This is a genomic window from Corynebacterium pseudopelargi, from assembly GCF_003814005.1.
GTDB lineage: Bacteria > Actinomycetota > Actinomycetes > Mycobacteriales > Mycobacteriaceae > Corynebacterium > Corynebacterium pseudopelargi.
The window spans coordinates 324506-344878 of the sequence record NZ_CP033898.1; the positions used below are offsets into that span (position 1 = coordinate 324506).

17 protein-coding genes are annotated in these 20373 nt (G+C 58.2%); 7 read left to right on the forward strand and 10 right to left on the reverse strand.

Annotated elements, in window-relative coordinates; translation table 11 throughout:
- The first annotated feature begins 2 nt into the window (after positions 1-2).
- Entirely contained in the window at positions 3-773 is a 771-nt protein-coding gene (locus tag CPPEL_RS01530; RefSeq protein WP_123959489.1) for a pantoate--beta-alanine ligase, read from the forward strand.
- Here CPPEL_RS01530 and CPPEL_RS01535 read toward each other — a convergent pair.
- A complete protein-coding gene (locus CPPEL_RS01535) occupies positions 770-2047 on the reverse strand; it encodes a dicarboxylate/amino acid:cation symporter (protein ID WP_123959490.1) in 1278 nt (425 codons plus the stop codon). The two genes, CPPEL_RS01530 and CPPEL_RS01535, sit on opposite strands and share 4 nt — an antisense overlap.
- A 121-nt stretch (positions 2048-2168) precedes the next feature.
- On the opposite strand from CPPEL_RS01535, the gene lysS reads away from it, so the two are divergent.
- A complete protein-coding gene (gene lysS, locus CPPEL_RS01540; protein WP_123959491.1) occupies positions 2169-3725 on the forward strand; it encodes a lysine--tRNA ligase in 1557 nt (518 codons plus the stop codon).
- A gap of 11 nt (positions 3726-3736) precedes the next feature.
- On the opposite strand, the gene CPPEL_RS01545 is transcribed toward lysS, so the two are convergent.
- Positions 3737-4069, reverse strand: a complete 333-nt coding sequence (locus CPPEL_RS01545; RefSeq protein ID WP_123959492.1) for a hypothetical protein — start codon at positions 4067-4069, stop codon at positions 3737-3739.
- On the opposite strand from CPPEL_RS01545, the gene CPPEL_RS01550 reads away from it, so the two are divergent.
- Complete coding sequence (locus tag CPPEL_RS01550; RefSeq protein ID WP_245990473.1) at positions 4062-5477, forward strand: Hsp70 family protein; 1416 nt, start codon at positions 4062-4064, stop codon at positions 5475-5477. The two genes, CPPEL_RS01545 and CPPEL_RS01550, sit on opposite strands and share 8 nt — an antisense overlap.
- A gap of 7 nt (positions 5478-5484) precedes the next feature.
- Here the strand turns inward: CPPEL_RS01550 and CPPEL_RS01555 are convergent, their stop codons facing one another.
- Positions 5485-5673: a DUF4236 domain-containing protein gene (locus CPPEL_RS01555; RefSeq protein ID WP_164470343.1), complete on the reverse strand. Its 189-nt coding sequence runs from the start codon at positions 5671-5673 to the stop codon at positions 5485-5487.
- 276 nt (positions 5674-5949) lie between these two features.
- On the opposite strand from CPPEL_RS01555, the gene nagE reads away from it, so the two are divergent.
- The gene (gene nagE, locus CPPEL_RS01560) at positions 5950-7515 is read left to right on the forward strand and encodes an N-acetylglucosamine-specific PTS transporter subunit IIBC (RefSeq protein WP_123959495.1); all 1566 of its coding nucleotides are present in this window, start codon (positions 5950-5952) and stop codon (positions 7513-7515) included.
- Here nagE and CPPEL_RS01565 read toward each other — a convergent pair.
- Positions 7512-8327 carry an alpha/beta fold hydrolase gene (locus CPPEL_RS01565; RefSeq protein WP_164470344.1) on the reverse strand — a complete coding sequence of 272 codons (816 nt, stop codon included), beginning with the start codon at positions 8325-8327 and terminating at the stop codon, positions 7512-7514. The two genes, nagE and CPPEL_RS01565, sit on opposite strands and share 4 nt — an antisense overlap.
- A gap of 67 nt (positions 8328-8394) precedes the next feature.
- Here CPPEL_RS01565 and CPPEL_RS01570 point away from each other — a divergent pair, with 67 nt between their 5' ends.
- The gene (locus CPPEL_RS01570; RefSeq protein ID WP_123959497.1) at positions 8395-9384 is read left to right on the forward strand and encodes a nucleoside hydrolase; all 990 of its coding nucleotides are present in this window, start codon (positions 8395-8397) and stop codon (positions 9382-9384) included.
- 16 nt (positions 9385-9400) lie between these two features.
- Complete coding sequence (locus tag CPPEL_RS01575; RefSeq protein WP_123959498.1) at positions 9401-10822, forward strand: MFS transporter; 1422 nt, start codon at positions 9401-9403, stop codon at positions 10820-10822.
- Position 10823: 1 nt separating this feature from the next.
- Here the strand turns inward: CPPEL_RS01575 and pcaD are convergent, their stop codons facing one another.
- The 6 genes from pcaD to CPPEL_RS01605 form a co-directional block, all read right to left on the reverse strand.
- Positions 10824-11585 carry a 3-oxoadipate enol-lactonase gene (gene pcaD / locus CPPEL_RS01580; protein ID WP_123959499.1) on the reverse strand — a complete coding sequence of 254 codons (762 nt, stop codon included), beginning with the start codon at positions 11583-11585 and terminating at the stop codon, positions 10824-10826.
- Positions 11586-11616: 31 nt separating this feature from the next.
- On the reverse strand, positions 11617-13533 hold the full coding sequence (locus CPPEL_RS01585) for a YhgE/Pip domain-containing protein (RefSeq protein WP_123959500.1): 1917 nt from the start codon (positions 13531-13533) through the stop codon (positions 11617-11619).
- Positions 13530-14471, reverse strand: a complete 942-nt coding sequence (locus CPPEL_RS01590) for a hypothetical protein (RefSeq protein ID WP_123959501.1) — start codon at positions 14469-14471, stop codon at positions 13530-13532. The genes CPPEL_RS01585 and CPPEL_RS01590 overlap by 4 nt, the downstream gene beginning before the upstream one ends.
- A 170-nt stretch (positions 14472-14641) precedes the next feature.
- Positions 14642-16267 (reverse strand): solute symporter family protein, encoded by a 1626-nt coding sequence (locus CPPEL_RS01595; protein ID WP_123959502.1) that lies wholly within the window; start codon positions 16265-16267, stop codon positions 14642-14644.
- A gap of 3 nt (positions 16268-16270) precedes the next feature.
- Positions 16271-16615, reverse strand: a complete 345-nt coding sequence (locus CPPEL_RS01600; RefSeq protein ID WP_123959503.1) for a DUF485 domain-containing protein — start codon at positions 16613-16615, stop codon at positions 16271-16273.
- Positions 16616-17034: 419 nt separating this feature from the next.
- Positions 17035-17295, reverse strand: a complete 261-nt coding sequence (locus CPPEL_RS01605) for a hypothetical protein (protein WP_123959504.1) — start codon at positions 17293-17295, stop codon at positions 17035-17037.
- 388 nt (positions 17296-17683) lie between these two features.
- On the opposite strand from CPPEL_RS01605, the gene CPPEL_RS01610 reads away from it, so the two are divergent.
- The gene (locus tag CPPEL_RS01610) at positions 17684-20311 is read left to right on the forward strand and encodes an ATP-dependent Clp protease ATP-binding subunit (RefSeq protein WP_123959505.1); all 2628 of its coding nucleotides are present in this window, start codon (positions 17684-17686) and stop codon (positions 20309-20311) included.
- Positions 20312-20373: the final 62 nt, after the last annotated feature.

Here is a 20373-nt window from a genome sequence, read left to right on the forward strand (position 1 = left end):
CAGTGTTTGCTTTTGGCCAGGCCAAGCTTTTCGACGAAACCGAGATCGCTATGCTCGGCCGTGCCTTTGCCAAACAAGGCCGCCCGGTGGCATTGGTGCCCTTGGGTGCTGATATTCATGCAGGCCATGTGGCGTTGATTCGCGCTGCCAAGCGTCTGAATCGTGGCGTGGTTGTGGTGGTGGCTGATAAGCCCAATGAGATTTTTGCTGCCGAGGGCGTAGATGCGGTGCTTTTAAGCCCTGAGCTTTCTACTCGCACGGTGTTAGATATCCAAGGCCTTGAACCAGATGTGGCAAGGGAAGTAACCAGGCGTATTCAGCTTGTGAATTTGGTTGGGCCAAGTGATGTCTTTTTTGGCGAAAAAGACTTCGAGGCCCTGGTTCGTACCCAGCAGGCCTTGACGGATCTGCGCATCAATGTGCGGGTGCATTCGGTGCCCACGGTGCGTATGCCTGATGGCGTGGCGGTGAGTTTGCGTAATGCCCAGGTTGCTCCTGAGTATCGCAGCCAAGCGCTGGCGCTTTCTGCAGCGCTGCTCGCTGGTGCCCATGCCGCAGAGGATGGCCCTGAGCGTGTGCTTGAGGCTGCAAGGGGTGTGCTCGATGCCGCTGGTGTGAGCCCGGAGTACGTGGAGCTTCGCAGCTTGAGCATGGGGCAGGCCCCAGATGAGGGAGACGCCAGGCTATTGATTGCCGCAGATTTTGGTGGTGTGCGGCTAATCGATAGCGCTGGCGTCCCGGTGGGTGTTGGTTTTAGAAACCTTGAGGCTTAGGCACTTACTGGTTCTACCTCGCGGTCGAATTGTTCTTGGTTGAGGATCTTTTCTCGCTTGGACACGATCACGGGCACCAGTGCCTGGCCGGTGACGTTGACGGCGGTGCGGCCCATGTCGATGATCGGCTCGATGGCCAGCAGCAGGCCTACGCCTTCGAGGGGGAGGCCCAGGGTAGAGAGGGTGAGCGTGAGCATCACCGTTGCGCCGGTGGTGCCGGCGGTGGCGGCAGAGCCGAGCACCGATACGAGCACGATCAGGATGTAATCGAAAAAGCTCAGTGGCACGCCGTAGAACTGGGATACAAAGATCGCGGCCGCTGCCGGGTACACCGCTGCGCAACCGTCCATCTTGGTGGTGGCACCAAGGGGTACTGCGAAGGATGCATAGGACTGGGGCACGCCCATGCGCTCGGTGGTTTGCTCCGTTACTGGCATAACACCCATGGAGGAGCGGGTAACAAAGCCAAGCGAGGTCACAGGCCAGACCTTGCGGTAGAAGTGCATGACTGAGATGCCGTTGAACTTCAGTGCCAGGGGATAGATCACGCCTAGGACGATGGCGAGGCCAACGTAGATGGTGAGCACGAACTTGCCCAGTGCGCCCATGGCATCAAAGCCATAGGTGGCAACGGCGGTACCGATCAGGGCTGCGGTGCCGATGGGGGCCAGGCGAATGATCCACCAGAGCACCTTCTGGATGATTTCGAGCAGTGATTTATTGAAGTTGATAAAGGGCTCTGCCTTCTCGCCCACTTTGATCGCTGCGATGCCAAGCGCGATGGAGATAACCAGCAGTTGCAGCACTGAGAAGCTCAAGCCGGTGCTTGCGGTGTCGTCGACAAGCTTGGTTTTTGCCTCGAGTCCAAGAATATTGCTGGGAACAATGCCGTTGATGAATGCCCACCAGGAGCCCACTGAGCTGGGGGCTTCGGGGTTGGCGTCGATGCCGCTGCTTAAGCCCGGTTTGAAGATCAGGCCCACGCCGATGCCCGCCAGCACTGAGAAGAAGGCGGTGATGGCAAACCAGATCAGTGTTTTTGCCGCAAGCCTTGCGGCGTTGGTGACCTGGCGCAGGTTCGAGATCGAGGTGATCACGGCGGTAATGACCAGTGGGGGAATAAGTAGCTTGAGAAGCTTGACGTAATCGCTGCCGATGGTGTCTAAGAGGGTGGCGAGCCAGTTGCCATCACCCATGTTCTTGGCAAAGATGCCGAGGATGACGCCAACGATGAGGCCATAGATGACCTGTGCGCCGAAGCTGGTGAGCTTCATATTTCGCTCCTTGGAAAATGTTTGGTGTTAACCGTGCAAACACTAATACAGCTACGTCTATTCCCAAAAGACCAACCAGTCTAGTTGGTAGGCGTTGTCGCATGCACTACCCTTAAACGCTGTGAGCCAGCAGAAAAACGACGTCCCAGAACAGCTAAGAATTCGCCGCGAGAAGCGCGAACGCCTCATCGAGCAGGGCAGCGATGCCTACCCGGTGGAGGTAGACCGCAGCACCTCCATCAAGGATCTGCGCGCTAAGTTCAAAATCCGCGAAGAAGGCGAAGCGCAGCTTGAGGGCGTTACCTACCTTGAAGCCGGCGATGAAACCGATGTAGAGGTAGCCATTGCCGGGCGCGTGATGTTTATCCGCAACACCGGCAAGCTGTGCTTTGCTGCGCTTCAAGAAGGCGACGGCACCTATATCCAAGCCATGCTTTCTCTCGCAGAGGTAGGCGAAGACGCCCTCGCCCAGTGGAAGCAACTGGTAGACCTTGGTGATATCGTCTCCATCCGCGGCCGAGTCATCGCCTCCAAGCGCGGCGAACTTTCTGTGATGGCGAAAAGCTGGCACATGGCCTCCAAGGCGCTGCGCCCGCTGCCCGTAGCCTTTGCCGATCTCAGCGAAGATACCCGCGTGCGCCAGCGCTACACCGACCTGATCATGCGCGAACAGGCCCGCAACAACGCTATGACCCGCATCAAGGTCATGCGCGCGCTGCGCAAATTCCTCGAAAGCAAGGACTTCTACGAGGTCGAGACCCCCATGCTGCAAACCCTGCACGGCGGTGCCGCGGCGCGTCCATTTATGACGCACTCCAATGCCCTCGATATCGACCTCTACCTGCGCATCGCCCCCGAGCTTTACCTCAAGCGCTGCGTGGTTGGCGGCATGGAGCGCGTCTTCGAGGTCAACCGCAACTTCCGCAACGAGGGTGTAGATTCCTCCCACTCGCCCGAATTTGCCATGCTGGAGACCTACCAAGCCTGGGGCACCTACGACGACGGCGCCAAGCTCTACCAGGACATGATCCAGTTCATTGCCAAGGAAGTCTTTGGCTCCACCACCGTCACGCTTGCCGACGGCACCGAGTACGACTTCGGCGGCGAGTGGAAGACCATGGAAATGTACCCCTCCTTAAACGAGGCGCTACAGCGCAAGCACCCCGGCCAGCCCGAGGTCACCGTGGAATCTTCCGTGGAAGAACTCAAAGGCATTGCCAAGGAAATCGGCCTGGAAGTACCCGAGAAGGGCGGCTGGGGCCACGGCAAGCTCGTCGAGGAGATCTGGGAGCACCTCTGCGCCGACCAGCTCTACGGCCCGGTATTCGTGCGCGACTTCCCCGTAGAAACCTCGCCTTTGACCCGCCAGCACCGCTCCAAGCCAGGTGTGACCGAGAAGTGGGACCTGTACGTGCGCGGCTTCGAGCTCGCCACCGGCTACTCCGAGCTGGTAGATCCCGTGATCCAGCGCGAGCGCTTCGAAGATCAAGCACGCCTGGCCGCAGGCGGCGACGACGAGGCCATGGTGTTGGATGAAGACTTCCTCAGCGCCATGGAGCAGGGCATGCCGCCCACCTCCGGCTGCGGCATGGGCATCGACCGCCTGCTCATGGCCTTAACCGGCCTGGGTATTCGCGAGACAGTGCTGTTCCCGATGGTCAAGCCCGAGCAGCGCTAAGCCGGCAGCGCCTAGGCGTTACCTGCTTGCTGTTGAGCCTGGCGAACAAGTTTCAGATCAGCGCGAGTAATGAGCTTTGCCTCGATCGCATGTTGGATCACCTTGATGCGGCGGTTTGATGCCGCAAGATCCTTCGCACCGACGGTGTTACCCACACCAAAAGAGGCAAAGTATTTACAGATGCCATCTAACTTGTGATCAAAGCGCTTCTTCGTCCAACCGAGCTGCTCTGCCACCTCTTGGTTTTTCAGCATCAAGCTATAGTCTTGAGTTCCCGACTCAAGAACCTCTTGGGCGATGGCTGCCAGGACGAGGCGTACATCCTCAGGGAGTGGCTTGGTCAAGCGGGAGATGGGAACAGATAGGCGGTGGCAATTCCATGGCAAGGAATTCACTGCGGAGTCGATTTCTTCGCTTATTCTTCGCTCTCTAGTTGATCTTGTAGAAGACGGCCCTGGGAAAACCCCCGTGGTTATCACTGTGCCCGCGTACTTCGGTGCGAAGGAACGTGAAGCTACCCGGAATGCCGGTGAGATTGCCAACCTGGAGGTGCTGAATTTGGTGCCGGAGCCGGTTGCTGCTGCGCTGTTCTATGATGCTCAAGCTCCGCTTAAGGGGAAAAACCTGTTGGTGTATGACCTCGGTGGTGGCACCTTTGATGTCACTGCTGTTCGAGGTGAAGACAATGTATTCGACATTGTTGCTACCGATGGTGACGCTCGACTCGGTGGTGCCGATTGGGATCGGATGTTATCTGAATACCTGCTGGATAGGTTCATAGAAGCAACATCTGATGAAGAAGCTGAGGCGGATGAGACGTTCCGGCTCAAGTTGCAGGAACAGGCTGTGGCCTGCAAAGAGGCACTCAGTGCAGCGCAGGCCTATACCGTGCGGCTTGCAAGCGATACCGGGAGCCGGGCGAAGATCAAGGTAACGCGCGAGGAATTCGAGCAATTAACCGCACCCTTGTTAGAGCGCACAGAACTGTGCATGGAGCGGTTGTTTAAGCAGTTTGAAGCAAAACAACCTGGATTTGAATTCGATGAAGTAATCCTCGTCGGTGGTTCTTCCAGGATGGCGGCAGTAGGTGACCTGGTGCAGCGAGCAACTGGCCTAATACCGCGGATCTTCGGGCCGGATTTAGCAATCGCGAAGGGGGCGGCGATTTCTGCGACCATCAGCCAATTGCAGGTGCTCGCAGGTAAGGGAGCCGATTCTGCAGAAGCCGCTGTTGCAGAATATGCCAGAGCATCGGGGATCGACGCCGCACAATTGGCAGCACTTTCTACCAAGAAGGTATTGAATGTGATCCCGAAGGCGATCGGGTTCAAGGTGTATGACAGCAGCACCGGGGAGCCATTTATTGATCATGTGATCGCACAGAACACGACCATCCCGCTTGTTCAGACGGCGTGCCGCCATTACCTCACGCTTGAGGATGATCAGCAGGCAGTGGAGCTGACCTTGTACCAGCAAGCCAGTGATATTGCCTCAGAAGATCCGGCCTTAAACGAGGTGATTACTGGTTCAGAAGCACGGCTTCTTGGAATTCCTGCGCTGCCAAAAGGTCAACCAATCAAAATTGAAGTGGATGTGGCCGGAGATGGGTTGATCACCGTGCAGGGAACACACCTTCCTTCAGGAAAATCGATGACCTCGAATGTGCGAATCGGAGTGATGTCCGAAGCTGAGATTGCCAAGGCCAAAGAAAGCCTGAAGGGAATGCGTGTGAGCACAGGAGATGCGTGTTAGCAGCAGCTTATCGACGCCGCGTGCGCCGGTAGGTGAGGCCCTTGACTGGTGTATGGATGGTCTTGGTGCGTGAGCCGTTGGCATTGCGGGTGTATCGCACTGGCCCTAAGCGATAGGAGTAGCTAATGCCAGACCTGGACACGATAATTCTTGATCGGCTGGTGGGGCGAAGAATTTTACGGAAACTAAAAAACACTGTGTGCCTCCTTATCGAGTTCACTTATTGAAAGTAACTGCGATCCTTCAAGCTGGCACCGGGAGTTCTCCCCTGTACATAGCATGGGGTGGTCGGGGCCTAGTATTCCTCCCCGGCACCGCCTTGAGCAGGAGTTTGGCGCATTTGTCAGACAACTGATGTTTTTGGGCGCTAAACTGAGAAATACAAGCGCAAGGTTTCGGCGAGAGCGTCGCTTAAGTTTCTTGCCGCGTCCCGTCGAAAAGCTTGCATTTCCCCTCAACGAAAGGAAGTGCCATGAAGACGGTGAGTGCGCAACTGCAGCGTCTAGGCAAAGCCTTGATGGGCGCGGTGGCCGTGATGCCGGTGGCCGCGATCCTGCTTGGCCTTGGCTACTGGGTGGACCCCGCAGGCTGGGGCTCCGGCAACGTCGTATCCATGGTGTTGATCGCCTCCGGCAAAGCGGTGCTGGATAATCTGGGCTGGATCTTCGCCATCGCCATCGCCTTTGGCTGGGCAAAAGATTCCAACGGCGCCGCAGCACTCTCAGGCTGGGTTGGCTTTGCCACAGTGACCACCTTGATCTCGCCCGATAACGTCGCCACCTTTAAAGGCCTAGGCGACCCAACAGAACTCACCGGTGACGCAGCCCTCGACTGGGCCTCGCACGGATGGGACGCCATCAACGGCAAAAATGTGCTCATCGGTATCGCCGTGGGTATTTTGGCCGGCTGGACCTATAACAAGTTCCACACCGTCAAACTCCCTCCCTACCTGGCGTTCTTCGGCGGCAGGCGCCTGGTGCCGATTCTGACCTCCGTCTTTTCCATCGTGCTCGCAGGCATCCTCTTTATCGCCTGGCCGTACATCTACAATGTGTTGTTTAACTTCGGCGAATGGATCCAGGGCATGGGCGTGCTCGGCGCCGGCATCTATGGCTTTGCCAACCGCCTGCTCATCCCCACCGGCCTGCACCACGCACTGAACTCCATTTTCTGGTTCGACGTGATCGGCGTGAACGACATTGGCAAGTTCCTCGGCGGCGCAGAAACCATCGAGGCCGCACGCAACGCCACCGACGCCGCTTCCTGCCCAGGCCTGTGGGAAAACAACGTCTGCCAGGTAGAAGGCATTACCGGACGCTACCTCGCCGGCTTCTTCCCCGTGATGATGTTCGGCCTGCCCGGTGCAGCACTGGCCATGTACCTGCGCGCCGATGCCTCCCGCAAGAAGGTGGTGGGCTCCCTCATGCTCGCCGGTGCACTAACTTCCTTCCTCACCGGTGTGACCGAGCCGCTGGAATTCTCCTTCATGTTCCTCGCACCAGCCCTCTACGTGGTGCACGCGCTGCTCACCGGCCTGTCCCTGGCCCTTGCCGCAGCCTTTGAGTGGACCTCGGGCTTCGCCTTCTCTGCAGGATTTATCGATATGGTGCTCCAAGCCCGCAACCCCTTGGCGCATCAATGGTGGATGCTCATCGTGCTCGGCGTGATCTACTTCGGCGTGTACTTCGGCATCTTCTACTTCCTCATTGGCAAGTTCAACCTCTCCACACCCGGGCGCAATGAAGAAGTAGCAGGCGAACAAGAAGCCGAACTCCCAGCCGATGCCTCCACCGAGCAGATCGCATCGCAGATCCTCGCAGGCCTTGGCGGTGCAGAAAACATCAAGGTGCTCGACCACTGCGCCACACGCCTTCGCGTGAACGTAGAGGACTACACCAAGGTCGATGAACCCGCCATCAAGCGCGCCGGGGTAGTGGGCGTGATGCGCCCATCCCAAGACAACGTGCAAGTGGTGATCGGCCCCGATGTTGAATTCGTCTACGACGAAGTAGGCCGACAGATGAAAACCCGCACCTAGAACTGCTGGGTAAACCTACGCAACCACCCCATGATCAGTGGGGTGGTTTCTGCGTCATAGGGTGCACCAAGCACCTCGTGGCGCCCACCGGCTACCTCGTAGTACTGCACGTCTACACCACGACGCTCTGCGCTTTTGACCAACTCGCGGGTGCCTTCTGGGTTCACAATCTCATCCGAGGTGCCCTGGATCGCAAGCAGTGGCACCCAAAGCGGCCACTGCTGCTTTTGTTCTAAGACCTTCTGGCCTTGGGCATACATCGTAGAAGCGCTCAGCAGTGGCACCTTGCCCACACAATTCAGCGGATCTTCAACATACTTGCGCTGCACGTCTTCATCGGAAGTTAATTGCTCCGGCGGAATCGCCGCAGTACCAAGCCTTGGTAGTACCCGCGCCACCTGGCGGGCAGCACGCATGACCGGCTTGGGCATGGCATTGCCCAGGCTAAGCGCAGGAGCAGAGAGAATAACCCCACCAATGCCGTGGGGGTGCTGCAGGGTAGAAGCTGCGGTAATGAGCCCACCCATGGAATGGCCAAGCAGAATCATGGTGGAGGTGCGCATCGTGGAGGCCACCTCATTTCTGGCCTTGAGGTGGGTCTGTATCAATGCTTCTACATCAACACAGGCCTTATCTTTTTCGCGCTCAATATTGCTGCCGTGGTTGGCGTGATCGTAGCTGACCACGTCGAATCCATGATGGTTGAGTTGATGGATAAGCTGTGTGTAGCGGCCTTGATGTTCGGCAAAACCGTGAGCGATGAGAACGGTTGCGCCAGGCTCGTGTTGCGTGCGGTGAGACTGAAGGTGCATAGCCTTTAGTATGCCGTGGCGCAGCGAAGGCCGCGCGTTTTCCGCAAAACTTCGCGATTGGAGCATCATGCCCAAGGTCATCTACGACTGCGACCCCGGCCACGACGACGCCGTAGCCCTCCTTTTGGCGTGGGGTAACCCCGATATCGAATTACTCGGTGTTAGCACCGTTGCCGGTAATCAAACCCTAGAGAAGGTCACCAATAACGCCCGAGCCCTTGCCCGCGTGGCAGGAATCAGCGGGGTGCCTTTTGCCGCAGGAGCCGATCGGCCTTTGCTTGGCCCGCAGCTTATCCCCGAAGAAATCCACGGTGATTCCGGGCTTGATGGCCCGCAACTGCCAGCACCTGGCGTAGAGCTTGACCCACGCCACGCCGTGAACCTCATTGCCGACCTCGTGCGCGAGCACGCCCCGGGCGAGATCACGCTGGTGCCCACCGGTGCGCTTACGAATATCGCGCTGTTTGCGCGCATGTACCCGGAGCTAATCCAGCGCGTCGGCGGCATCACCTTGATGGGTGGAGGCCACCACAGCGGCAATATGACGCCGGCAGCCGAATTCAATATCTTGGCCGACCCGGAAGCCGCGCGCATCGTGTTTGAAGCTGCGTGGCCGATCACCATGGTTGGCCTCGATGTCACCCACCAGGTGCTCGCCGTGCCGGAGCGTCTAGCGCAGCTTCAAGGCGTTGGCACTGATGTATCCCAATTTGTAGCTGAGCTCATTGAGTTCTTTGGCCAGGCCTATATGCAAGAGCGTGGCTATCCCGGCCCGCCCATGCATGATCCGCTGGCCATGGCAGCGGTGGCAGACCCCAGCGTGCTGCGTACCGTGGCCGCAGATATTTATGTAGAAACCCAAGGCGATTATGCCCGGGGCCAAACAATCGTCGATTTCCGCACCACCTGGGATGATGGTGAACCTGCAAGGCTTGGGGTTCGCGATGCCCAGGAAGGCACACCGCGCCATCGTGTGGCAATGGATGTAGACCGCGAAAAATTCTGGACGCTGCTCGTGGACGCTCTTGAGCGCATCGGCAACACCAACTTCGCATAGAAAAGAAAGACTGCTGATGAAACATTCCGACCCAGTAGATACCCGCAAAGGCGGGTTGCCGCTGCTGATGTTCGTGCTGCTCAGCGCAGCCGTCGCATTCCAGCTCAATGCCTCGATGCTTTCGCCGGTGCTCAAGACCATGGCAGTAGAGCTCGACACCACCGAAGCCAAGGTGGGGCTAACCCAGACCGCCTTCTTTACCGCAGGTGCGATGTGCGGACTTTTCTTGCCGCGCTTTTCCGATATCGCAGGCCGTAAGAAGGTGCTGAGCTTCATGCTCGCCGTGATGGCGCTAGGCGGTGTGCTCGCAGCGCTCGCACCGAATATTTGGGTGCTGCTCTTTGCCCGCGCACTGCAGGGCATTGCAGGCCCGACCATCCCCATGACGCTGATCATGCTGCGCAGCCAGGTTAAAGACGAAGTGCGCCTTGGCACCCTGCTTGGCCTGATCGCCGCTGTAAATGGCGGTATTGCCGGTATCGACGTGATCGTCGGCGGCTGGATGGCTGAGCACTACGGCTTCCGTTCGGTGTTCTGGCTGATCGCCATCATCGGCGCACTTGCTTGCCTGGTAGTGGTGAAGTGGGCACCTGAATCCAAGCCCTCTAATAGCGTTCGCATGGACTGGACTGGTGCTGCGATCCTCGTGGTTTCTGTCTTGGCCTTCACCCTGGCCGCAAATGAGGCTGGTAAGGCAGGAGCCGCGAACTGGATCTATGTGCTCGGCTTGATCATCCTCGGGCTGGTGGTTTTTGCCGTCTTCTGGAATTACGAAAACAAGCACACCCAACCACTGGTGGCGCCAAAGTACCTCAAGCGCCGCGAAACTTGGGCACTGCTGCTTACCACCGTGCTCACCATGACCGGTGTGTTCGCCGCCGTCAACGGCGTGGCTATCTCGCTGGCCCAGAACCCCGATGCGGGCTTTGATATGCGGCCTGACTTTGCCAGCCTGGTCATGCTCACCCCTTATGCGCTGGTGGGCTGGCTAGTAGGCCCGTTTGCTGGCCGCCTTGCACCAAAGATTGGCTACGGCCGACTTTTGCGCATGGGCAATATTGCCTCCGCACTGCTGTTATTAGTGCTTGCCTTTGTGGGCGTGCACTCGCAGTTCATGCTGGTGGCGCTGGTGATTCTGCTCGGTGTTACCTACGCAGGTATTGGCAATATCGTGCTCAATAACCTCGGTGTGGTGAATTCGCCTGCAGATAATGAGGGCTTCTTGCCGGGCATGAACTCCGCGGCATTTAACCTCGGTGCCGGTATCTCCTTCGCGGTGCTGCCGGTATTCATGGTGGCTGGCTCGCCCGAGGGCTCGGATTCCACCGCCGGATACACCACCGCCTTTATTGCAGGTGCGGTGATCCTTGGTATCTCGGTTGCAACCAGCTTGTTCATCCCGAAGGTGCGCGGCGAGCGCGCAGCTCGGGTGCAATAGCCTAGACCACGAAGTGGCGGCGAAGCAGGCGGTTGACGTCGCTCGCCGCCTCTACGTTGAGAATATGTGAGCCGGGGCTAATCACCTGCAGCATCGAAGGCCCGCCCACGTTATCGGCAATGGCCTCGAGTTCTGCAGGTGGGGTGCCTTCATCATTGGCACCGGCAATCGCCAGCACGGGGGCGCTAATGCTGCTGAGCTGATCGCTGAAATCAAAGTCGGCCAGGGCCTCGCAGCAGCGGATATAGCCAGTGTCATCGGTATTGGCCAGCATCCGCCTAAACAGATCCACGGTGGCGAGGTGCTGCTCGGTGTAGTTGGGGGTAAACCAGCGGGCCACAATATCGTCTGCCAGCGCTTTCGTGCCGCGCTCCTTGGTGATCTTGATGCGCTTTGCCCACACTTCCGGGTCGGCGAAATTAGCCGAGGTACACATGAGCACGGAGCGGGTCACGCGCTCGGAATTGGCCGCAAGATATTGCGCCACGGCGCCGCCGAGAGAAAGCCCAACAACCCCGAAGTGGCGAACGCCGAGGGCATCGAGGGTATCGAGCACATCATTGGCCATGTCCTGGATGGTGCAGGGCTTATCAATGACCTTGGAGCCGCCGTGGCCACGGTGATCGAGGGCGATCACGTGGTGGGTGGGGGCGAAGGCATCGAGCTGTGGGGTCCACATGCGTGCGGTGGATCCGATGGAACCCAAAAATACGATGGTTTTTGGGTTGCCATAGCCAAATTGCAGGCTGTGAAGAATAGCCATGAGGAACCTCCTAGTGTGTTGCTAGGCAACCCTACACCGTCACCTGCGGCCTGAACTCCTGGTACTTGATCTGACGCTCGCGAGCAGCAGCGAAAGTGGAGCCGAGGAGGAAGAGCACCAGAATGCCAACGAGCACGGCAAGCGAGATCCACATGCGGTGATCCACCGAGAGGTCAGTTTCGAAGATCATCTGGCGCATCAGATTCACCGAGTAGGTCATGGGGTCGAAGGTGTGGAACCAGCGAAGCGGCGCCGGCTGGGTTTCTGCAGGGTAGAGGCCACCGGAGGAGACCATCTGCAGTGTCATCAGCGCCATGCCGAGGGTGCGGCCAAGGGCCACGCCGAATATGGCGTTGAGCCCCTGGGCAATGGCCATGGCTGTGATGGACCATAGGTACATGGCTGCCAGCAGCCCAAGGCCGCGATGCGCCTCAAGCCCGAGTGCGAAGTGCTGCACCAAGTACATCACGGTGGCTTGTGCCAGGCCGATGATCACGGTGGGCAAGAAGGAGGCCATCACCACCTTGAAGGGGGCAGCACCGGATTCGATCACGCGGCGCTGCAGGGGTCGAAACACCATGTAGGTGGTGGTTGCGCCAACAAAGAGGCCCATGGAGATGAAGATGGGTGCTAAGCCCATGCCGGAGAGGGGAAGGCCGGGGTTGGTGCTGGTGGCTTGTTCTGGTTTGTCGGCGTCGCCACCTGCTACCTGCAAGGCTAATTGGGAGCCATCGGTGCCTAATTCCACCAGGCCATCAGAGAGCATGGAGGCGGCCACCACCATGCGGTCGGTGCCTTCGGCGAGCTGCGTGGTGCCGTCGGCAAGCTGGCGGGTGCCTACGGTGAGTTGCTCGGAGGCGTCGAAAAGCTGCTGGGTGCCATTTTTCAGGCGATCGGTGCCGCCTTGGACCTTGATTAAACCGCCGCGATAGTCTGCCTGGGGGTCAAGCAATTGGCGCTGCACCTCGGCGGCGCCGGCGGCAAGGAGCTGCAGTTTTTCCAAGGATTCGGGGTCTTGGCCTTCTTTGATGGCATCGATGAGCCCTTTGGTTTGATCGGCCAGCTTCATCGCCTCGGGCGTGCCAATCTCGCGCAAACCGGTGTCGATATCCACCAGCGCGGAGGCAAGGAGCTTTTGTTTCCCGGCGAGCTGCTCGGCATTTTCCTGCACTTGGCGCACGCCATCGGCTACTTCACCTGCGCCGTCGCCGAGTTTGTCGGTGGCGCCCTGAAGCTGCTTGAGGCCATCGGCAAGCGCGCCTACGCCATCGTTGGCTTGTCCCACACCGTCTTTGAGCTGCTCGCTGCCATCGGCAAGCTGATGCGCGCCATCGTCGAGTCGATCAATGCCTTCTGCAATCGACCAGGTGCCCTCGGCCGCAGAGGGATTTTCTGGCGGGGCGGCCGGGTCGGGCACCGTGGAATAGCCCACGAGCAGCCTGGCGGTGACTTGGGAACCAAGCAGGCTATCGATGTTTTTCACCACATTGCTCACAATGGTGTTGCCCATGACGGCACCGAGATAACCATTGGCGTTATTAAATAACGCCGTGAGCGTGGTGCGATCAGGGGTGCCGGTTTCTTGAACGGTAGCCACCGCCTGCGAGAAATCCTTGGGCACCTCGATGGCGAAGTAATAGGTGCCATCTTTCACGCCCTTGAGAGCAGCATCGGGATCGACCTGCTCAAATTCCACGCGCCCAGAATCGATGAGGGTATCGACAACATTTTGGCCAACATTTACGTCTTGGCCATTAATCTTGGCGCCCTCATCGGAATTCACCAGCGCAACGGGCAGATCCTTCACCCTGGAAGCCGGATCCCAATAGGACCACACAAACAGGCCACCAAAGAGCAGGGGAATCAAAATGAGCACAAACACGGTGGCCAGGGGGAATTTACCCGTGCCAAAGCGGCGAAGCTCAGATCCGATATGAAAGAGGTTCATGTGCGTGGTCCATTAAATCTTGGAGGGAATTGGGGAGCTTGTCGACGCTTCGGTGGCGCAACGATTTGCGGCTTGGGCTTTTGGAACTCGCCATCGCTTCTACGCCGCTGCGTTCCAGCGCGCCCATCACTGCGGCGGCGATAATCCAGGTGCGGCTTTTGAAAGCTCGGCACATCGATCTGCTTATTCGGCCGAGCTGGCTCCTTCGGAGCCTCGATTTGCGGCGGGGCTTGGAAAGCCTGGCCGAGAGGGTTGTTATCGAGGTCAATGAAGTGATGGCACAGCTCTTTATCAAGCGCATTGGTGCTTAACACCACTACCGCCATCTTTTCGGCCACGCCTTGCAGCCTTTGTAGCAGCTCGCGTCGGAGAGCAACATTGCGCACCCCGTCGATGTCATTGACCAATAACACCGAGGCTTCCGGGCGTGCGATCAGGGCTAAGACGATGCGAAGCTGAAACGATTCCAGCGGATTAAGCGAAGCCGGTGCAGTGGTCTTGGCTTGATCATCGTCGAGGTGAAAATCTAAGAGCTTGGCGGCCTGCTGATAGCGGTCGATTTGGCTGAGCTCTTTGGGCACTTGCTGCCACCAATGCGAGGTCCACACCACCTGCTCGCGCACGATGCTGCGGATGGGTACTCGCGGCTCAATGGAATCAACCTCCGGCACACCGGCTAGGGCAATGCTTTTTTGAATAACCTTCTTGTTACTCAGGCGCTTATGCCCACTGCGAACGAGCACCTCGCCGCTTTTGCTGGCCAGCCTGCCGCCAATGGTCATGGCAAGGGTGGCGGCATCGAGCAGGGGGTTGCAGTGCATAAGGGTTAAGCCCGGGAGGATATCGAGATCAGGCACCGTATCGCCATTGACCAAGACGAGCTCGCGGGTTTGGAGGACTGCCTGCATCTTCGAGGTTGATGTGCGTTGTCGATCCATAATTCCTCTCGAGAGGTCAAGGGCAGTGGTATCTGCTGACATGCTACTCGCCAACCCCCGATTATCAGAACTTCTAAGGTGCCCAAAAGCAATATTTTGGCAAGCAAAAGCCCCGCCGAAGCGGGGCAGGTGCGCCAGGGTTGGTGTTGCTTAGCGCTTGCTGGTGCTGCTTAGTGCTGCACGGCCTTTTCCACACCAACGCCGGTAAGGGAACGGACCTGCATCTCAGAGGCCTTGCCCTGGAAGTTATCGGGCTTGCCCACGAAGGTGCCAACGATGCCCAAGATAAAGCCCATGGGGATGGCGATGATCGAGGGGTTGGTCAGCGGGAACCAGGCAAAGTCGATGTTCTCGCCCAAGAAGGAAGTGGGAGTACCAGACACAGCAGGGGAGAAGATAATCAGAATCACGCTGGTAAGCAGACCGCCATAGATGGAGAACACGGCACCGGTGGTGTTGAAGCGCTTCCAGTACAGCGAGTACAAGATGGTGGGCAGGTTGGCAGAGGCGGCGATGCCGAAGGCCAGTGCCACCAGGAAGGCAATGTTTTGGCCGATAGCGCCGATGCCCAGTACGATGGCGAGCACGCCGATGACCACCACGGTGATGCGCGAAACGCGAACCTGTTCTTCTTCTGTAGCTTCGCCATTGCGGATCACGGAGTTGTAAATATCGTGCGCCACCGAAGCCGAGGCGGTAATGGCCAGGCCTGCCACCACAGCAAGGATGGTGGCGAAGGCGATAGCAGAGATGCATGCCATGAAGATGGTGCCGCCCACTTCTGCAGAAAGCAGCAGCACAGCGGAGTTCACGCCACCTGGGGCATTTTCAATGGCGTCGGTGCCAACGAGGGCTGCTGCGCCATAGCCCATGACCACGGTGAGCAGGAAGAACAGGGCCACAATGCCGATGGTCCAGGTAACTGAACGACGCGCCTCGCGCGCGGTGGGCACGGTGTAGAAGCGCATGAGTACGTGGGGAAGGCCAGAGGTACCGAACACCAGGGCCATGCCGAGGGAGATGAAGTCGAGCTTGGTCAGCTCATTCTTGCCGTATTTCAGGCCAGGGCCTAGGACGCGGTCGCCATCGGGGTGATTGGCCACAGCCTGCGAGAGCACCTCATTAAAGCCGCCGCGAACGGCGAAGAAGGTAAGCAGGGCAATCACGATGGACCCGCCCACCAGGAGCACGGCCTTAATCATCTGCACATAGGTGGTGCCCTTCATGCCGCCGACGAGCACGTAGACGATCATGAGCACACCCACGATGGCCACCACGCCGGATTGTGCGGCGCGACCTTGAATACCAAGGAGCAGAGCCACCAGTCCGCCGGCGCCAGCCATCTGGGCGATCAGGTAGAACAGAGAGATCGAAAGCGTAGAGATGGCTGCTGCCATGCGCACGGGGCGCTGCTTGAGGCGGAAGGAGAGCACGTCGGCCATGGTGAAGCGGCCGGTGTTACGAAGCGGCTCTGCTACCAGCACCAAGGCCACGAGCAACGCGATGAGGAATCCAACGGAGTAGAGGAAGCCATCGTAGCCGTAGAGGGCAATAGCGCCGGTCACGCCCAAGAAGGCTGCCGCTGAGAGGTAGTCGCCGGAGATGGCGAGGCCGTTTTGCCAACCGGAGAAGCTAGCGCCGCCGGTGTAGAAATCGGAGCCCTTCTGTGAGGTCTTCTTGGTGGCGCGCACCACCACCGTCATGGTGACGACGATGAAGAGGACGAAGATGCCGATGTTGAGCAAGGGGTTGCCGGTATCGACGGTTTCTGAGGCCGCGAGATGAGCTGTATTCATGGCTTAGGCCTCCTGTTCCATCTGCTGGCGGATCTTGGCGGTTTCAGGATCGAGCTTGTTATCGGCGAATCGCACGTATGCCCAGGTGATCAGTCCGGCGGTTGCGAATTGTGCAAGGCCGAGGATCATGCCGATGTTGATAACGCCGATGACGGGGGTGGTGACGAAGTCATAGGCGTAGGTGGCTACGACGATGTAGAAGAGGTACCAGGCCAAGAAGGCGACGGTAACGGGGAAAGCGAAGCCGCGGAAGGTCTTGCGGAGGTGCTGGAAGTCATCAGACTTTTCCACCGCAATGAATTCTGCTTCCGTGGGCACTCGCTTGCGGGAGTGAGATTGAGAGTTCATAGAAGGCTCGAGAGGTCAGTCGGCCCGCCGGGGCGGGGTTTGGTCAAAAGAGGTTGGCGGCTGACTTCAGTGGTCGAGGTTGAACCTGCGGCCAGCTGCTTGCAAAGAAACGTACTGAGCAAACGTCGAGCCCGCGGGAATTCTGTGAAACTAGGGTATTGCAAAATTAGCAAAACGCTGTGAGCAGCGGATTTGCTATATCAGTGTTACCCCCGTGGGTGTAACCTGAGGTAGTGATCTAGGGCACCTGGGAGGAGAAACTATCGCGCAAGCCACACAAAACTTGGTCTGAAAACGCACTTGGGTGTGACGCATGGGGCGCAAGGGGCTGGATTATTTTTATGCAGCGTTGTTGAAAGTGGCATGCAAAAAGCCGGGTACGCACTGTGCGTACCCGGCTTTGAGGCTTAAGGGGATTACTAGTCCTTAATGCCGTTAACGCTCACCTCGGGGTGCAGGAATTCGGAGGAGCCGAATTCGTTGTGTCCGGAACCGAAGTCGGAGGAGCCGAAGTTGGCGTTATCGAAGGAGGAGCCGAAGTTCAGGTCGCCGACGGTCTCAGGGCCGTTGATGGTGAACAGGTTGGAAAGGTCAACGTCCGGGAGGGAGGTCTGGAGCTGAACAAGCAGATCCTTGATGGGGGCGTCGACGATCTGCTGAATTTGGAGGAGGAAATCCATGTGTTCTTCCTTCTATGAAGTGGACTTGTAACGTAAGGGACGCGTTGAGCGATATGCTCTCGCTGTTGCTTAAGTAAAGCGCACTTAAGCGCAATACGCAACACTTCCTAGATGAATTTTTCTTTAAATAACCGTCTAATTATTTCAATTTTCCGGCAGATTATTGCCCTGGATTTTCCGCCTGACACCTCACGCTTGCGCAACTGGGCTGTTCGCTTATGGCGTACACGCCCAAAAATGCCCCTCTACCAGCAGCAATGGTGCGCTTATTGGGGTGGGTGCAGAAAATACGGGATTGCCAGGCCTACGACGGCGTTAGAGTGGGTAGACATTCACGCCCAAGGCCTATGGCAGGCCAATGGGGAAAGAAAAAATTAAGGGAGCAACCATGTTCGAGCGGTTTACAGACCGAGCCAGGCGCGTGATCGTGCTCGCGCAAGAAGAAGCGCGAGGACTCAACCATAGCTATATCGGCACCGAGCACATCCTGCTCGGACTTATCCACGAAGGCGAAGGCGTTGCCGCCAAGGCCCTAGAATCCATGGGCATTTCGCTTGAGGCCGTGCGCCAAGAGGTAGAAGAGATTATCGGTCACGGCACCGAAGCCCCCGTTGGGCACATTCCCTTTACTCCGCGTGCAAAGAAGGTCCTTGAGCTTTCCTTGCGTGAGGGCCTGCAAATGGGCCACAAATATATCGGTACCGAGTTCCTGCTGCTCGGCCTGATCCGCGAAGGCGATGGCGTGGCTGCCCAGGTGCTGGTCAAGCTCGGCGCAGACTTGCCGCGCGTGCGCCAGCAGGTTATTCAGCTTCTCTCCGGCTATGAGGGCGGCGAAAGCCCAGAGTCCGGTGGCCAAGGCGATGCCGTAGGTGCTGGTGCCACTGCCGCTGGCCGCGCATCGCGGGCGACCCAGGCCGCCGAGCGATCCAATTCGCTGGTATTAGATCAATTCGGACGCAACCTCACCCAAGCTGCCAAGGACGGCAAGCTGGATCCCGTTGTTGGCCGCGAGCAAGAAATCGAGCGCATCATGCAGGTGCTCTCGCGTCGCACCAAGAACAATCCTGTGCTCATTGGCGAGCCCGGCGTGGGTAAAACTGCCGTGGTTGAAGGCCTGGCCTTGGACATTGTCAATGGCAAGGTGCCCGAAACGCTCAAAGATAAGCAGCTTTATACCCTTGACCTCGGCTCCCTGGTAGCCGGTTCTCGCTACCGCGGCGATTTTGAGGAACGCCTGAAAAAGGTGCTCAAGGAGATTAACCAGCGCGGCGACATTATTTTGTTCATCGACGAGATCCACACCCTCGTCGGCGCCGGTGCTGCCGAAGGCGCTATCGACGCAGCCTCGCTATTAAAGCCGAAGCTTGCTCGCGGTGAGCTGCAGACCATCGGTGCTACCACCTTGGACGAGTACCGTAAGCACATTGAAAAGGATGCGGCACTTGAGCGTCGTTTCCAGCCCGTGCAGGTGCCTGAGCCTTCGGTGGATATGACCATCGAGATCCTGAAAGGTCTGCGCGATCGCTACGAGGCGCACCACCGCGTCTCCATTACCGATGGCGCCCTGGCTGCTGCAGCGCAGCTTTCCGATCGCTACATCAATGACCGCTTCTTGCCCGATAAGGCCGTTGACCTTATCGACGAAGCCGGCGCTCGCATGCGTATTAAGCGGATGACGGCACCGGAATCTGTGCGCAAGGTCGATGACCGCATCGCGGAGGTTCGCCGCGAGAAGGAATCGGCTATCGATGCCCAAGACTTTGAGCTTGCCGCTTCCCTGCGCGATAAGGAACGCCAGCTCAACGAGGAACGCGCCGAGAAGGAACAGCAGTGGCGCTCCGGCGAATTGGTCGATATTGCAGAGGTAGGCGAAGAGCAGATCGCGGAGGTGCTCGGCAACTGGACCGGCATTCCCGTGTTCAAGCTCACCGAGGAAGAATCCTCGCGTCTGCTGCGCATGGAAGATGAGCTGCACAAGCGCATCATTGGCCAAGACGATGCGGTCAAGAGCGTCTCGCGCGCCATCCGCCGTACCCGCGCCGGGCTGAAAGATCCCCGCCGTCCTTCCGGCTCCTTCATCTTCGCCGGACCTTCCGGTGTGGGTAAGACCGAGCTTTCCAAGGCGCTGGCCAACTTCCTCTTCGGCGACGATGATGCGCTCATCCAAATCGACATGGGTGAGTTCCATGATCGCTTCACCGCCTCGCGCCTGTTCGGTGCGCCTCCCGGCTACGTTGGCTATGAAGAAGGTGGCCAGCTCACCGAGAAGGTTCGCCGTAAGCCTTTCTCCGTGGTGCTTTTCGACGAAATCGAGAAGGCCCACAAGGAGATCTACAACACCTTGTTGCAGGTCCTTGAAGAGGGCAAGCTTACCGACGGCCAAGGCCGCGTGGTGGACTTTAAGAACACCGTGCTGATCTTCACCTCAAACCTCGGCACCCAGGACATTTCCAAGGCCGTGGGCATGGGCTTTAGCGCCTCCGGTGCTGATGATGAGGCCGGCCAGTATGAGCGCATGAAGCAGAAGGTCAACGATGAGCTCAAGAAGCACTTCCGACCTGAGTTCCTAAACCGTATCGACGATATTGTGGTCTTCCACCAGCTCACCCGCGAGCAGATCGTCGAGATGGTAGACCTGCTTGTCTCTCGTGTAGCTAAGGCACTGGCTCAAAAGGATATGGAAATTGAGCTCAGCGATAAGGCCAAGAACCTCCTGGCTACCCGCGGCTTCGACCCGGTGCTTGGTGCACGTCCTTTGCGTCGCACCATTCAGCGAGAGATCGAAGATACCTTGTCTGAGAAGATCCTCTTTGGCGAGGTTGCCGCAGGCGAAATCGTCTACGTCGATGTTGAGGGCTGGGATGGTGAATCGAAGGACACCGATAAGGCCAAGTTCACCTTCACCTCAAGCCCCAAGCCTCTTGACGATCTCGACCTCGAATCCGAGGAAGTGCTCGAGGCTCAGCAGGCAGTGATCGATGCTGCCGATGATCCAGAGGACGTGCCCGAAAGCTAGCGATAAAAAGGCCCAGGTTTTAACCTGGGTCTTTTTCTATGCCCACAATGGTTGCGCCTAGG

Excerpts from the sequence above, each read along its gene's own strand:
- CPPEL_RS01570 (WP_123959497.1), top strand. The coding sequence starts at position 8,395 with ATGCCCAAGGTCATCTACGACTGCGACCCCGGCCACGACGACGCCGTA.
- CPPEL_RS01575 (WP_123959498.1), top strand. The coding sequence starts at position 9,401 with ATGAAACATTCCGACCCAGTAGATACCCGCAAAGGCGGGTTGCCGCTG.
- CPPEL_RS01595 (WP_123959502.1), bottom strand. The coding sequence starts at position 16,267 with ATGAATACAGCTCATCTCGCGGCCTCAGAAACCGTCGATACCGGCAAC.
- CPPEL_RS01610 (WP_123959505.1), top strand. The coding sequence starts at position 17,684 with ATGTTCGAGCGGTTTACAGACCGAGCCAGGCGCGTGATCGTGCTCGCG.
- CPPEL_RS01535 (WP_123959490.1), bottom strand. The coding sequence starts at position 2,047 with ATGAAGCTCACCAGCTTCGGCGCACAGGTCATCTATGGCCTCATCGTT.
- CPPEL_RS01605 (WP_123959504.1), bottom strand. The coding sequence starts at position 17,295 with ATGGATTTCCTCCTCCAAATTCAGCAGATCGTCGACGCCCCCATCAAG.
- pcaD (WP_123959499.1), bottom strand. The coding sequence starts at position 11,585 with ATGGCTATTCTTCACAGCCTGCAATTTGGCTATGGCAACCCAAAAACC.
- CPPEL_RS01590 (WP_123959501.1), bottom strand. The coding sequence starts at position 14,471 with ATGGATCGACAACGCACATCAACCTCGAAGATGCAGGCAGTCCTCCAA.
- CPPEL_RS01565 (WP_164470344.1), bottom strand. The coding sequence starts at position 8,327 with ATGCACCTTCAGTCTCACCGCACGCAACACGAGCCTGGCGCAACCGTT.
- nagE (WP_123959495.1), top strand. The coding sequence starts at position 5,950 with ATGAAGACGGTGAGTGCGCAACTGCAGCGTCTAGGCAAAGCCTTGATG.
- CPPEL_RS01585 (WP_123959500.1), bottom strand. The coding sequence starts at position 13,533 with ATGAACCTCTTTCATATCGGATCTGAGCTTCGCCGCTTTGGCACGGGT.
- CPPEL_RS01600 (WP_123959503.1), bottom strand. The coding sequence starts at position 16,615 with ATGAACTCTCAATCTCACTCCCGCAAGCGAGTGCCCACGGAAGCAGAA.